Raw genomic sequence first — 13,565 nt, 5'->3', positions numbered from 1 at the left:
TCAATTCACTATATACAGCCTATATAAATTTATTGATACCATCATGCTCCTTTTCCCTAACCTCTGTTTAGCCTAATTATCAACGCCATCCGGGCCGGCGTTTGGGCAACGATATCCATTTTAACCGTCTATTTGTTTCTCCATATCAGCATATCGACAATCACCACCATTAAAGCGGATATCGCCCCGACGGAAAAGGTATTCATTTGGGCAGCGATGAATATTGTCCCGACATGGCTTGGAGTCATCATCGTCAGCGGCATCATGGCTGCGGCCTTATCATCCTGTTCGAGCTTCCTTCAGATTATAGGAAGCAGCATAACACGGGATATCATGGAACAATCACGGAAAAAGGAATACACCGATCATCATCTATTACGGGCCAGCCGCATTTCCATGGTTGTGATCAGTTTGATCATCTTATTGATTGGATTGTTCCAGCCACCTGCCGTCATGTGGATTGGCTACTTTGCGGCTACACTATTTGCGGCATCATGGGGACCGATTGCCATATCAAGCGTATTTTCAAAGAAGGTAACGAAGGAAGGCGCATTTTGGAGCATCGTAATCGGCTTCGTTGGCGTCATTCTCGGAGAGAGTCTCGGCATGTTCGGAATCAGCCTTCCCGTTTACCTTAATCCTGTCATCATTGGTTTAATCTTAAGCATAGGCGCACTTATCATTGGCTCAAAGTATGGAACGATCACCATCGAAGAAAGGGAATTTCATGCAAATATCCTTCAAACCCCGATTGAAATAGACGAGCAAAAAGAAATGAACATCACCCGCAGATACCCAGCTTATTTAATGATCAGCGGCGTCATGATCATCATGGTTACACTGGTGTTTTATTATTGGCCGATTAATATGAATTGAATGAGATGGCAGGGGGAATCCCCTGTCATTTTTTTCTGAAACTATCACTATGACTATTTTCACTCGCCTCATGAGTAAAAACCAAATGATTTGTTTATGTCAGTCTTTCAACTAAATTAATATTGTGTTGAAAGAGTGGATTTCAATATTTATCTCCTTTTTATCAAACGAGACACAAAAGTAATATATTTCCATGTTATACTTTGAGTAAACAAATAAGGAGCTGCATACATGATTAGAATATATGCTTTCATTTTAATTTTACTTGCTGGCTTAATGGTAATTGGTTGTTCTTCTCAATCGAATGTAAAGGCATCTAAAGGAAAGACATCTAAAGAAGAATCTGAACTAAAAGATCCCGCAGACTCTTTTATATACGAAACAAACAAAACTAAACATACACAAACAGTGATACCTGAAATCGAATCGAAATAATATTCAAAAAGAGCGACTGCAGTTAATTAGCAATCGCTCTTTTATTTTTTTACCTAGTTCTATAGTAGTTTTCAGCTGTGTATATAGGCCAGCTCCAAAACACTTCACCTTGTGAAATAATGTAGCGGTCTAAAAAGATTTCAAAATTAAGATTTAGAGATGAAAGTTCTGTGAATTCCATAATACAAAGGTAATTTGGATTCCCACTCTTTAGTTTTTCGGTATCTAGTATTAGATAACAATCATTCAACAGATGTGCAATCGGAATCCCGTGTTCACTTAGATATTCAATCTCTTGATATTCTTTTATTTCGTCTAAACTAAATATCGCAAGACCATCACCTAGTTTATCACCGTCTTCATCGATAGACTCATATATTCTAGCTCCATTATGTAGGGTTAATAATGCCTTGTAGTCTTCAGGAAGCTTGATATCGTGTTCACTTTCAAACATTTCAACTTCAGTTATCTTTATTGGAGCGTTAAAAGAACATGAAACGGTATAGACTTCCCCTTCCTCTGATATTGTCTTCATTTGTTCGTTGTTATCCAACAATTTTTTAAGTCCAGATAGGGTGTTATGTACAAAATGACTCAATTCACTAATCCCCTCCATTATTAATTAATATGAAGCCCGCCAGAGTTACTGTTTGTTGATGGAGTCATCTTGGCAATGGAAATAAATTAGACATCGAATTTGTTCCGCCACAGTTTAATGGCGATTCATGATGTATATCATTTCGATGTGGAACATTCTTTATTGAAACAGAAATCAAAAGTAAAATCATTCAATGGTTTCAGTAGTTGTTTTTCCTTCAGTTGGAGCGTATTTATAGAATGTCATTCCCGCTGACCCAAGAAGAATGGTGGCTACTAGAACACCAGTAACCCACATGATGATTTTCTTTTTCATATTTTTCACTCCGTAGATGTATCTTTTCTTGCTCTTACCTACTTAATTATTAATAATATCATGCAAAATTTAATTGTAAAATAATTACTTTTTAGGGAGCGGTTTTTTAAAATCAAAACCAAAAAGAACAGCCGACGTCAGGCTGCCCTCTTCAGTCTCCACATTATCTTCATGATACGTACCTACCAACCTCTGATAAAAAACCTCCAGAGTTATTAATCATCCATTAAGGATGAATCGTAACCGGTGTCCCGATTGGAACAATTCTTGATAATTCCTCCACATCCCGATTATGCATGCGAATACAGCCTTTTGAGACGGCTTTACCAATTGAGCTGGGATCGTTCGTTCCATGAATGCCGTAGTGCTCCTTTGATAGACTCATCCACATTGTCCCGAATGGGCCTCCGGGGTTGGGGGCTTTATTAATGATGATGAATTTTCCTACCGGTGTACCGAACAGCATTCTTCCAACGGCGATCGGGTATTGCTTTTGCAATACTCCATTTTTTAGCAGCCTTAGCTTACGATTGTTAACGGACACATCGATCTGAAATGGAATGGTATCAGCAGGAGGAAAACCAGGGATCATAATGGGTTGGCCAGGATAAATGACATTAGGGTTTATGGTCGGGTTAGCAGCGATGATTTCAGATAGTGGTGTACGATAGTCCCTGGATATCTGTGTCAGTGTTTCACCTGGTTTAACTGTATGAATCAGTCTGAACACCTCCATAGGTTATAGTGGTCATGTTCCATTCTATGTGAATTTTTAAAAGTGTTTCGTAACTCGCTGTTATCTGTTTTTAATAAAACTTATATGTTAAGTAACTAAGCCGAAAAGAAAACGAAATGTTCTTTTGATAAAATAAGTTTTTAGCGAGATGGATTTTTTGTTAGTTAAGAGGGGGAATAAGGGTGGAGGAACATGTGAAAAAGGCTTTAGTAGAATGGAATGAAGAAATCAGTGATGTATTAAATGGGATAGAAAAAGAGTATGAAGAAGTTAAGCGTGACCTTCAGGTTTATTCCTATAAATTCAATATTACTAAACAAGTTGTGCAATCCACTATAAATGATGAAATTATTCGAAACATCCGCGAGCTCTATCATAAACCTTTTGAACAAAAATTGAACGAATTGAAAGAATCGATAAAAGAGCTGGAAGAAAAGAGAAAAGTTTTTCAAATGTTTGTCGATAAAATCGAAAAGGTTAGTGAAAGAGAAGAAGGAAAACCGCAAATATCAGTCATATAAGGCAGCGAAGAGCAGTACTCAAAACAACTCTACTATTCTATACAAAAAAACCATGGCAGCGAATATACCTGCTTTTTTTTGCTGGAATAGCCAAAAGCGGCCCCTTGTTTACCCCAACATCAACCCGGGTACACTATCCTATAAAAAGGAAATGGGGGAATTCTATGTGGAATGCGGTCTTTTGGGGAGGGGTTTCGGGTTCTGCCGTCCTGCTTGGCGCACTTGCCGCCATCCTCATTCCGATCAAGAAAAACATCATTGGCTATATCATGGCTTTTGGTACGGGTGTATTGATTGGCGCCGCGGCATATGAGCTGCTTGCTGATTCGGTGAGTGATGGTGGAATCTGGGCGACGGGGATCGGATTCATAGCAGGGGCCGGCGTGTTTACTGCCTTGGATTTTCTTATTTCCAAAAAAGGTGCAGATAAAAGGAAACGGTCCAATAATAACCCTTCGAAGGAAGCGGGCCTAGCCATTTTCATCGGAACCGTGATGGATGCCATACCGGAGTCGATCATGATCGGCGCAAGCTTAATAAGCGGCGGCTCGGTAAGCTGGCTATTGGTCATTGCCATCTTCATCAGTAATATTCCGGAGGGGCTCTCAAGTACGACGGGACTGCTCAAAAGTGACTATTCCAAGAAGAAAATCATGCTGCTGTGGTTTTCCGTCCTGATCATTTCGGCACTCTCCTCCATGTCGGGCTATCTATTCCTCGATCATGCCCCGGACTATGTCCTGGCAGCGATGGCAGCCTTTGCAGGCGGTGGGATCATTGCCATGATCGCCTCAACGATGATGCCTGAAGCATATGAAGACGGAGGGCCGATCACGGGCATATTCACCGCTGCGGGCCTGCTTATCTCTTTAGTTCTGGATTCGATGTGAGATTGTCCCCTTGGAAGGAAGGGGGCAATTTTTTTTTGTGTAAATTCTATCATAGGAAATGCACAATGAATCTATCTCAAAAAAAGAATTGTTGGTGTTAAAATATCATTTCAAATCATACACTCTTCATATAGATTTTTAGACATTGAGGAGCTGTTGGAAATGAACTTCGAGATGCAAATAGCAAATATGTTAGCTGATAATTTAAAAGGTTTCATAACATTCGTCCGGGAAAATCATGAAAATGAAAACAACTGCTTTTGTTTAAATAAAGATAAATTGTATCAATTGAAGCTTCTTGTTGAGGAGTTTAAGTTTCAAGTATTGGCCGATGAACTTAAACGGATCAACCGGTTTACCTGGGATGAAAACTATACGTACTTATTAGTTGATAGATTCAGAAAAGGGATGGCAATCATTGAAGAGTACGTTGAAAATAACTACAGCGATTTATTCATTTTCACCGCTAGACTTTACACGTTGAATAGCCTCAGCTTAACCTTTTGCAAGGAGGAAGAATCAATAGTCAGCTAATTAGGGACCCGCGAAAAAGAAGAGCACATATTATGTGCTCTTCTTTTTTTCATTATAGGGATAGTTGACCAAAAAGATTCTAATTCTATATGTTCCGAGCCCGATCTTATTTGCTTGGCATCGAAGAGATATATTTTTTGACCACTTCATACACATATTCTTGATTGGCTGCTGCTGTATTTGGGTTATATTTACCGCCATTCACTTTATTATTGGATAGCACCCGTATACCTAGGAAAGGCACATCGTAAGCTTTGGCGATTTGTGCTGCCGAAGCTCCTTCCATTTCTTCAACAGATGTACCATATTTCGTATGGAACCATTTAATCCGATCCACTTCATTATTCCAAACGTCTGCAGAACCGATAGTACCATCGACAACCTTACCTTTTGTGTAGGTATCCTTAACTGCATGAGCAGCTGCAAGTAAATCCTTATCTCCTTCGTAGAAGCGTGGTTTTTCAGCGTTAGGATCTTCTCCTGCACTTCCTTCAGAAGCCATTAGGTCCATTGGTTTCCATATCGTTGGATCGATTCCTTCGTTTTCAGCTTTATCGGCCGTTTTTAATGAACCTAGGTTTACCGTTCTTTCTCCTAAAACAATATCAAAAACGTTTAAGCTTGGATCATGTCCGCCTGATGTCCCTTGATTGATGATGGCAATAGGGTTATATCTTTCCATTGCCACTGCTGTAACGGCAGCCGTATTTTCCATCCCTTTACCTGTTTTTGCAACGATTACAGGATAAGTGTCTAAAGTTCCTATGTAAAATACAAAATCCCCTGATTTTTCTTCTTTAACATTTTTTAACCTTTTAGCGAAATTTTCAGCTTCGATTGGCATTGGACCTTGAATCATGATAGGCCTTTGTGTCTTTTTCTCGACCGTTTCATTTTTGGAAGCAGAACTGCAAGCTGCAATCACCGATACGAAAAGTAAAGTAATGATTCCTAATAGAGTGAAAAAGGTCCAGAATGGCAGAATGAATGCTGCCTTCTAGACCGTCTAGTTCTTTAACTGGGAACCAGGTAGAAACGCTCAGACCATATTTCCGAGCATATACGAGTAATTACGATTATTACTTTGCTAATATAACAAACAAATGCGTGATAATCAATAAAAAGGTGAACATTAAAATAAAAATATAATATAATGTTCGTGTTTTGATGGGGAGTGGAAACGTTGATTTCCACTCCAGGCACTCGCTTTCCGCGGGCGGTCGTGGAGCCTCCTCGGCTTGCGCCTGCGGGGTCTCCCCTAGACGCGCTTTTCCCGCAGGAGTCTCGTACCTTCCGTTCCAATCAACTGGACGTATTTTAAATGAAAAAACTATGGGCAAACTACTTTTCTTCTAATTTGGCTATAGTCTGGAGGGGGCGGAATGGCTTTTTAATAGTTTTTTTATGGCTTCCTCAATGGATGGTAGAAATTTGCGACACTCCTGCCGAATAACTGGCTGGCCGAGACCCCACAGACGCTTGCGTCGAGGAGGCTTGGCAGACAGTCGGCGGAAAGGGAGCGGATTTCTGAAATCAACTGGAACGTTTTTCAAATAAAAACACTATGGGTTTTGTCAGGGTCGATCATCATCAACCAAAGTTATCACGACATTTCCTTTTTTATGTCCTAGCTCTACGTATCGATGAGCTTCGGGAATCTGTTCCAGCGCGTAGCGTTTATCAATGACCGATTTTAATTTTCCAGTTTCGATGAGCTCTTTGAGAAATAGTAAATCTTCCGTACGTTCCTTTGCTATGCCCTGTCCTTCAACTGAGACATATCGCCCGTTCAGGGTCAGTGCTTTTTTGCATGTGGCTTTCGAACTTTTCCCGACTGCATCAAAGATGATATCATATCGCTCTTGTCTTTCCGTAAAATCCTCTTCCGTATAATCAATTACTTTATCGGCTCCCAATGATTTCACCAATTCAAAATTAGCGGCACTGCATACTCCGGTAACTTCTGTTCCAAAGTATTTGGCCAGCTGTACCGCGGAAGTGCCCACCGAACCGGATGCGCCATAGATGAGGACTTTTTGTCCGTCCTGGATATTGGCTTTTCTGAAAAAATGCAGAGCTGTCGTTCCGCCAAAAGAAACGGAGGCAGCTTCTTCATAGGTCATATTGGCAGGCTTCATTGCGATTGGGCCGTCTTCAGGTAAGCATGTGTATTCGGCATGGGCCCCGAAATTCATTCCAGTCATGGCAAAAATCTGGTCGCCTTTTTTGAATTTTGTCACATTTCTCCCCGTGCCTTCTATCTCCCCGGACAACTCCACTCCGAGTATCGGTTTTCGCGGTTTTCTAAGGCCCAGGAAGATTCGCATCGGCAGCCATAATAAGAAAGGGCTATTGAAACTCCTGACTCTTACGTCCCCAGAAGCCACTGTTGCCGCGTGAACCTTTACCAGTATTTCGTTTTCCTTTGGGGTTGGCTTTACTACCTCTTTGAGTTCCAGTACATCGGGTGAACCGTATTCGTGCATACCATTGCTTTCATCGCAAGTCTCCTTAGTTTTTGATACAATCTTTTAATACTATGATAGAAGCTGTAAGATAAAACTAACGTAACTGAAGTAACTTCTGATGAAATGTTGAAAAGCAGTAAGCTTCATGGGGGATTCTCTGAGGCAATCAAGAGTACGTTCATTCGGATAATGCCGCGAAGCCTTTGGCTTTGCTGATACACGGCAAAAGGAGATTAAAGAATGACCATTAACGAAAGACCAAGAAGAATAATTTTAGATTTAGCAGTTACATTAGATGGATTTATTGAAGGGCCGAAAGGAGAAATCGACTGGTGCATTATGGACTCTGAAATGGGGTTCATTGATTTCTTGAATCAAATTGATACTATTTTTTATGGAAGAAAAAGCTATGATTTATGGGGGCAATATACGCCAGAAAATGAGGTATCCGATACTGAAAAAGAAATGTGGAATATTGTTCATGGCAAAGAAAAATTCATGTTTTCTAAAATGAAAAAAAGCACTGATAATAACGTAACGATCATAAATGATGATATTGTTGAAGAAGTAAATAAAATAAAGAATACGCCTGGTAAAGACATCTGGCTTTATGGAGGGTCAAGTCTTATTACATCTTTTATAAGATTGGGGCTGGTTGATGAATTCAGGTTATCTGTTCACCCGGTTATTTTAGGGGAAGGAAAACCTTTGTTTATAGACATAAAGGAAAGATTGAACCTAACACTGGTTAATACAAAAAGCTTTTCCTCTGGAGTTGTCCAACTTTGCTATCATCTTAATGAAGAGTAATGGTTAAGCAACCTCCAGTGATTTATTTAACCATAAACAAAAAAACGCTGTTCTTCCTTTTGGAAGTAGCAGCGTTTTTTTTGTTGCTTTAATGTCCAATTTACAAGCTGACTCCCTCATTCAGCATCTTCAATAATTCTTTTAAGGCGAAGGAATGGTAGGCATCTTTTTTGGTGATGACTCCGAGCTTCCAGTGGAGGTTGGAGTTTTTTAACGGGATGATTTTAACATTTTCGTTGGTTTGCTTTTGATAAATCGATCTGGGCAGGAGTGTGATGCCCAGTTTGGATGAAACGAGTTCGATGATCAAGTCCCATTGTGAGCTTTGGTATGAGATGTCAGGGGTGAATCCGTCTTTTTCACATGCCTGGATAATGTAATCATGTAAAGTGAAGTCTTCCGAAAAAAGGATGAATTTCTCGTCTTTCAATTCAGTTAAGGTGACGGCTGAATGGCGGGCAAGTCTGTGCTCTTCATGAAGAAATAAAACGAATTCGTCCTCGATGAAACTGTAAATATTGAAATTAGCTTCACTGGCAGGCAATACGACGATCCCGAGGTCGATTTCGCCTTCTTCGACAAGCTTGCCGATCAGCTTTGCGCCAAGCTCGACCAGCTCGAGGGAAACCTTCGGATAACGTTCTTGAAAGCTGCGGGCAATTTCTGGGAAAAACAGAGTGCCGATCAGCGGTGGGATGCCGATTTTCACAACGCCTGTTGTAACGTCCCTGAGGTCATCCAGGAGTACGTTCAATTCGGATAATGCCGCAAAGGCTTTTTGGCCTTGCTGATACACGATTTGTCCGGCATCGGTCAGGCGCAGGTGTCTCGTCGAGCGGTCGAAGAGTTCCACATTCAGCTCTTCTTCGAGTTTTTTGACGGCTTTACTTAAGGAAGGCTGTGTTAAATAAGAATTCGCGGCGGCATTCGTAAAGCTTTTATGGAGGGCCACTTCCATGAATGATTTTAAATCTCGTAATTCCATATCTGTCTCCTGTTTATTCGCGGTTTGAATAGAATGTATTCTTTTTATTCATTTTACTTATAAATAAAGTGGATGTAAACTATATGAGGATAAAAAATCAAGTATATATCACCCTATTTTTTTAAAATATTCTTTACTGCAGAAGTATAAGGAGAAAGGGCTTTAGTATGAGCTGTATTTATGATGTTTTATGTTAATGAATATATTTCCATCCTATCAATCAGCTTATTCACCCTTCTCGGAAATGCGGACAAGGTAGGTTTATGAAGTTATTTTAAGATAACAAAAAAGAGGGTATCTTTTAGGGTTGAAGCTGTAAGGCAAGGATTTTGGAGTCTGCAGCATAAGGGATTTACACATCAAGGGGGAAGCATGATGGAAAGCAAAACGATTTACATCACCTTGGAAAGAGGTGATTTCGAGTGTTAAGTATAATTGTAGGCTTAGTATTGCTGATGGCTTTAGCCTATTTGGGATGGTCCATCATTTGGGTGGCCCCGCTGGTGGCTGGAGTCGTAGCATTGATGAGCGGCTTGGATGTATTTGATACGTATACCGGAACGTATATGACCGGATTGGTCGGATTCGTTCAGAAGTGGTTCCCAATCTTCCTGCTGGGAGCGATTTTCGGAAAGCTGATGGAAGAAACGGGTGCAGCGAAATCCGTTGCCAAGAAAGTAACGCAAATCATTGGTAAAAAGAGGGCGATTCTTGGGGTACTGATCGCTTCCGCTTTATTGACATATGGCGGAGTCAGTTTATTTGTGGTCGTGTTTGCCGTTTATCCGATCGCGCTTGCGTTGTTTAAAGAAGCAAACGTAACGAGAAGGCTGCTTGTTCCGACTTTTGCACTTGGGGCATTCACCTTCACGATGACGGCCATACCGGGTACACCGCAAATCCAAAACCTGATACCGATGGAGTATTTCCATACAACGCCTACTTCAGGCATGATCATCGGAATCGTCACTTCATTGATAATGGCAGTTGGCGGGTATTTCTGGTTATCCTACAGAGAAAGATCTCTTTCTGCTAAAGGAGAAGGATTCATCGAGGCGGATGATTCAGTTACCGGTTCTGAGCAAGATGAAAAAGTACCGAATTGGTTATTGTCTTTAGTTCCGCTTCTTATTGTTGTGCTATTGCTTAACGTTGTGAAATTGGAACCCATTTATGCTTTATTATTAGGGGTTCTGAGCATTATGTTCATCAATATCAAGGATTACAAAAAGTTCATTTTCTCTGTTAATGAGGGAGCGAAAGGGTCAGTGATGGCCATCCTGAATACTAGTGCCGCTGTTGGATTCGGGGCTGTCATTGCGGTTATACCTGCATTCGATAACATCACTTCTTGGCTGCTTAATATTTCGAGCAATCCGCTCGTTGCTGAATCTCTTGCCGTACAAATCATGGCCATCATCACGGGTTCCGCTTCAGGCGGTATGGGTATTGCACTAAATGCACTTGGCGATACTTTTTACAGCTTGTCACAATCGACGGGAATCAGCCCGGATGTATTCCACAGAATGGCGGCAGTCGCTTCAGGTGCATCGATTTTCCCTAATAATGGTGCTCTATTGACCCTATTGGCGGTTACAGGATTGACTCATAAAGAAACATATAAAGATGTATTCGTGGTTGCGTTCATCATCCCGACCATTGCCATGATCGTCGGCATCATAATGGGTGCCATCGGTATCGTTTAATAAATATCGATACAATAATTAGTCTAACTCTAGGAGGAATTCATAATGGTTGAAAATAAAGTCGTTATTATTACAGGTTCTGCTCGCGGGATTGGATTTGAAATTGGTAAGCATTTCGCTGAAAGTGGAGCTAAAGTGGTTCTTTCCGACATTAATGAAGAATCGGTGAAAGATGCTGCGGAATCATTGAAAAAACTTGGTTTCGATTCAATTGGAATCAAAGCAGATGTTACAAAAGAAGAAGATATCGTAAATATGGTGAAGGAAGCTAAAGAAACATACGGTTCGGTTGACATCGTGATTAACAATGCCGGGCTGCAGCATGTATCGCCAATCGAAGATTTCCCGACAGCTAAATACGAATTGATGATAAAAATCATGCTGACAGCGCCGTTCATTCTAACGAAAGCCGTATTCCCGATCATGAAAGAACAAGGTTTCGGCCGCATCATTAACGTTTCTTCCATTAACGGTGTTATCGGATTCGCTGGTAAAGCGGCTTACAACAGTGCAAAACACGGAGTGATCGGTTTAACGAAAGTTGCTGCATTAGAAGGTGCAGAGCACGGCATTACGGTTAATGCTTTATGCCCTGGATATGTCGATACTCCGCTTGTTCGCGGACAAATGGCAGATCTGGCGAAAACACGTAATGTTCCGATTGAAGATGTATTGGCAGAAGTCCTTCTTCCATTAGTGCCTCAAAAACGTTTATTGGATGTTAGTGAAATCGCTGATTATGCATTGTTCCTGGCAAGCGATAAAGCGAAAAGTGTAACAGGTCAAGCTGTTGTCATTGACGGCGGCTATACAGCTCAATAATACCTATTTATAAGAAAAATAAAGGTGAACCTATCTGACAATTTTAATCTGGCAGAGAGGTTCACTTTTGGCGTATTTTTGACCGGTTTGGGGAAATTATTCAAACTTGGAATAAATGTTTAGGGGGGATCTTCATGGACTTAATGATAATATTGCTGGCGCTGGGGCTATTGATGTTTGCAGCCTACCGCGGTTATTCTGTCATTTTATTTGCACCTATCTTTGCACTTTTACCGGTTTTCTTCATTGACCCGGGTAATGTTTTGCCGTTCTATTCCGGCGTATTCATGGAAAAGATGGTCATTTTCATCAAAAACTATTTTCCCGTCTTTTTATTAGGGGCCATTTTCGGAAAAATCATTGAAATGTCGGGAATCGCCGAATCGATTGCCAAAACGATCGTCCGCTTGATCGGTGCCAAACAGGCGATGCTGACGATCGTCCTTTTGGGTGCGATATTAACCTATAGCGGCGTAAGTTTATTTGTTGCGGTTTTCGCCATTTATCCTTTTGCCGTTCAATTGTTCAAGCAAGCCGACATACCTAAAAGGCTTATGCCGGCCACCATCGCACTTGGGGCATTCACGTTCACGATGGATGCATTGCCGGGAACTCCGCAAATTCAAAATGTTATTCCAACGTCCTTCTTTGGTACAAATATTTATGCAGCTCCGATCCTTGGAATCATAGGGGCCATTTTTGTCTTATCGGTCGGATTGGCGTACTTGGAAAGCAGAAAGAGACGAGCCAAAAAAGCGGGAGAAGGATATTATGGGTTTGCAGAGGAAAATGCCGCTGGTCCTGAACAGGAAAAAGGGGAGCACGTCCCTGATTTACATTCAAACCAATCTGGATTACGGCAGATTTTAGCATTCGTTCCGCTTGGGTTGGTTGCCATCATGAATAATTATCTGTCTAAAGCCATACCGAAATGGTATCCGGATGGATTTGATTTTTCCGCAATGGGATTAGAAGATTATTCTGTTGATGTAGCGGCCAATGCGGCAATCTGGTCGGTGGAGATTGCACTGATCGTCGGGATCATCACAGCCCTTGCCTATGATTGGAAACGAGTGACGAAAAACATGAAAGAAGGACTGAACAACAGCATTGGCGGCTCACTGCTTGCTGTCATGAACACTGGTTCGGAATATGGATTCGGCGGAGTCATCGCAGCCCTTCCAGGTTTTGCGAAAATCAGTGATGGAATATCCGGTGTGTTCTCGAATCCGCTTGTAAACGGTGCTGTCACCACTAGTGCACTTGCAGGCATAACAGGGTCGGCCTCCGGGGGAATGGGAATTGCATTAAGCGCAATGGCTGATAAATACAATCAAGCAATCGCCGCGGCCAATATCTCACCTGAAGTGATGCACCGTGTAGTCGCGATGGCATCAGGCGGCATGGATACACTTCCGCATAACGGAGCTGTCATCACCCTGCTTGCCGTCACAGGGTTAACGCATAGGCAATCATATGGCAGCATATTCATGATCACCATCATAAAATCATTGGCTGTATTTGTCATCATTGCCCTCTATACCTGGTTTGGCATTATATAAAATGGTGAATTTACGATATCGACGAAAACAACAGGTTTAGCTCTGAAATGGAGATATACGACGAAAACTACAGATTTATCTAAGAAAATGGAGAAATATCGACGAAAACAACAGGTTTAGCTCTGAAATGGAGATATACGACGAAAACTACAGCTTTATCTAAGAAAATGGAGAAATATCGACGAAAACTACAGGTTTATCTCCGAAAATGGAGAAATATCGACGTTACTTGCAAGATTATCTCCGAATAAAGAGATATATCAACGAAATCTGCAGGTTTATCTCCGAATAAAGAGATATATCTCCG

15 protein-coding genes, 1 pseudogene and 1 riboswitch are annotated in these 13,565 nt (G+C 41.2%); of the genes and pseudogenes, 10 read left to right on the top strand and 6 right to left on the bottom strand.

What is annotated here, in order from left to right; genetic code table 11:
- Positions 1-132: 132 nt before the first annotated feature.
- Complete coding sequence (locus ACZ9AO_RS17140) at positions 133-876, top strand: sodium:solute symporter family transporter (protein WP_476109550.1); 744 nt, start codon at positions 133-135, stop codon at positions 874-876.
- Between the two features lie 231 nt (positions 877-1,107).
- Entirely contained in the window at positions 1,108-1,311 is a 204-nt protein-coding gene (locus ACZ9AO_RS17135) for a hypothetical protein (RefSeq protein ID WP_476109549.1), read from the top strand.
- 49 nt (positions 1,312-1,360) lie between these two features.
- Here ACZ9AO_RS17135 and ACZ9AO_RS17130 read toward each other — a convergent pair whose 3' ends face one another.
- The 3 genes from ACZ9AO_RS17130 to ACZ9AO_RS17120 form a co-directional block, all read right to left on the bottom strand.
- Entirely contained in the window at positions 1,361-1,909 is a 549-nt protein-coding gene (locus tag ACZ9AO_RS17130) for an SMI1/KNR4 family protein (RefSeq protein ID WP_476109548.1), read from the bottom strand.
- Positions 1,910-2,095: 186 nt separating this feature from the next.
- Positions 2,096-2,224 carry a hypothetical protein gene (locus tag ACZ9AO_RS17125; RefSeq protein WP_262870760.1) on the bottom strand — a complete coding sequence of 43 codons (129 nt, stop codon included), beginning with the start codon at positions 2,222-2,224 and terminating at the stop codon, positions 2,096-2,098.
- Between the two features lie 226 nt (positions 2,225-2,450).
- Positions 2,451-2,945: a L,D-transpeptidase family protein gene (locus ACZ9AO_RS17120; RefSeq protein WP_476109617.1), complete on the bottom strand. Its 495-nt coding sequence runs from the start codon at positions 2,943-2,945 to the stop codon at positions 2,451-2,453.
- A gap of 197 nt (positions 2,946-3,142) precedes the next feature.
- Between ACZ9AO_RS17120 and ACZ9AO_RS17115 the strand changes: the two genes are divergently transcribed.
- The 3 genes from ACZ9AO_RS17115 (at position 3,143) to ACZ9AO_RS17105 (ending at position 4,905) form a co-directional block, all read left to right on the top strand.
- Complete coding sequence (locus ACZ9AO_RS17115) at positions 3,143-3,481, top strand: hypothetical protein (protein ID WP_057276953.1); 339 nt, start codon at positions 3,143-3,145, stop codon at positions 3,479-3,481.
- A gap of 164 nt (positions 3,482-3,645) precedes the next feature.
- The gene (locus tag ACZ9AO_RS17110; protein WP_476109547.1) at positions 3,646-4,371 is read left to right on the top strand and encodes a ZIP family metal transporter; all 726 of its coding nucleotides are present in this window, start codon (positions 3,646-3,648) and stop codon (positions 4,369-4,371) included.
- 162 nt (positions 4,372-4,533) lie between these two features.
- Positions 4,534-4,905, top strand: coding sequence for a hypothetical protein (locus tag ACZ9AO_RS17105; protein ID WP_476109546.1), 372 nt, complete (start codon positions 4,534-4,536; stop codon positions 4,903-4,905).
- Positions 4,906-5,011: 106 nt separating this feature from the next.
- On the opposite strand, the gene ACZ9AO_RS17100 is transcribed toward ACZ9AO_RS17105, so the two are convergent.
- Positions 5,012-5,830: a 5'-methylthioadenosine/S-adenosylhomocysteine nucleosidase gene (locus ACZ9AO_RS17100; protein WP_476109545.1), complete on the bottom strand. Its 819-nt coding sequence runs from the start codon at positions 5,828-5,830 to the stop codon at positions 5,012-5,014.
- Here ACZ9AO_RS17100 and ACZ9AO_RS17095 point away from each other — a divergent pair.
- On the top strand, positions 5,763-5,906 hold the full coding sequence (locus ACZ9AO_RS17095; RefSeq protein ID WP_476109621.1) for a hypothetical protein: 144 nt from the start codon (positions 5,763-5,765) through the stop codon (positions 5,904-5,906). The genes ACZ9AO_RS17100 and ACZ9AO_RS17095 overlap by 68 nt on opposite strands.
- Positions 5,892-5,991: riboswitch (purine riboswitch) on the bottom strand. (Overlaps the previous gene by 15 nt.)
- Positions 5,992-6,479: 488 nt before the next feature.
- Here the strand turns inward: ACZ9AO_RS17095 and ACZ9AO_RS17090 are convergent.
- A pseudogene (locus tag ACZ9AO_RS17090) lies at positions 6,480-7,405 on the bottom strand (NAD(P)-dependent alcohol dehydrogenase).
- Between the two features lie 208 nt (positions 7,406-7,613).
- On the opposite strand from ACZ9AO_RS17090, the gene ACZ9AO_RS17085 reads away from it, so the two are divergent.
- On the top strand, positions 7,614-8,183 hold the full coding sequence (locus ACZ9AO_RS17085) for a dihydrofolate reductase family protein (protein WP_476109544.1): 570 nt from the start codon (positions 7,614-7,616) through the stop codon (positions 8,181-8,183).
- 100 nt (positions 8,184-8,283) lie between these two features.
- Here the strand turns inward: ACZ9AO_RS17085 and ACZ9AO_RS17080 are convergent, their stop codons facing one another.
- Positions 8,284-9,168, bottom strand: a complete 885-nt coding sequence (locus tag ACZ9AO_RS17080; protein ID WP_251543182.1) for a LysR family transcriptional regulator — start codon at positions 9,166-9,168, stop codon at positions 8,284-8,286.
- A 422-nt stretch (positions 9,169-9,590) separates the two neighbouring features.
- On the opposite strand from ACZ9AO_RS17080, the gene ACZ9AO_RS17075 reads away from it, so the two are divergent.
- The 3 genes from ACZ9AO_RS17075 to ACZ9AO_RS17065 all read left to right on the top strand — a co-directional run bounded on the left by ACZ9AO_RS17075 (position 9,591) and on the right by ACZ9AO_RS17065 (position 13,258).
- Positions 9,591-10,874, top strand: a complete 1,284-nt coding sequence (locus ACZ9AO_RS17075) for a GntP family permease (protein WP_476109543.1) — start codon at positions 9,591-9,593, stop codon at positions 10,872-10,874.
- A 45-nt stretch (positions 10,875-10,919) separates the two neighbouring features.
- A complete protein-coding gene (locus tag ACZ9AO_RS17070) occupies positions 10,920-11,696 on the top strand; it encodes a 3-hydroxybutyrate dehydrogenase (RefSeq protein ID WP_101223220.1) in 777 nt (258 codons plus the stop codon).
- 134 nt (positions 11,697-11,830) lie between these two features.
- Complete coding sequence (locus ACZ9AO_RS17065; RefSeq protein WP_476109542.1) at positions 11,831-13,258, top strand: GntP family permease; 1,428 nt, start codon at positions 11,831-11,833, stop codon at positions 13,256-13,258.
- Positions 13,259-13,565 lie beyond the last annotated feature (307 nt).

It is taken from the genome of Peribacillus sp. TE19612, from assembly GCF_056279465.1.
The sequence above is the reverse complement of the archived record's forward strand: the minus strand, read 5'-3'. Positions and strand labels throughout refer to the sequence as shown.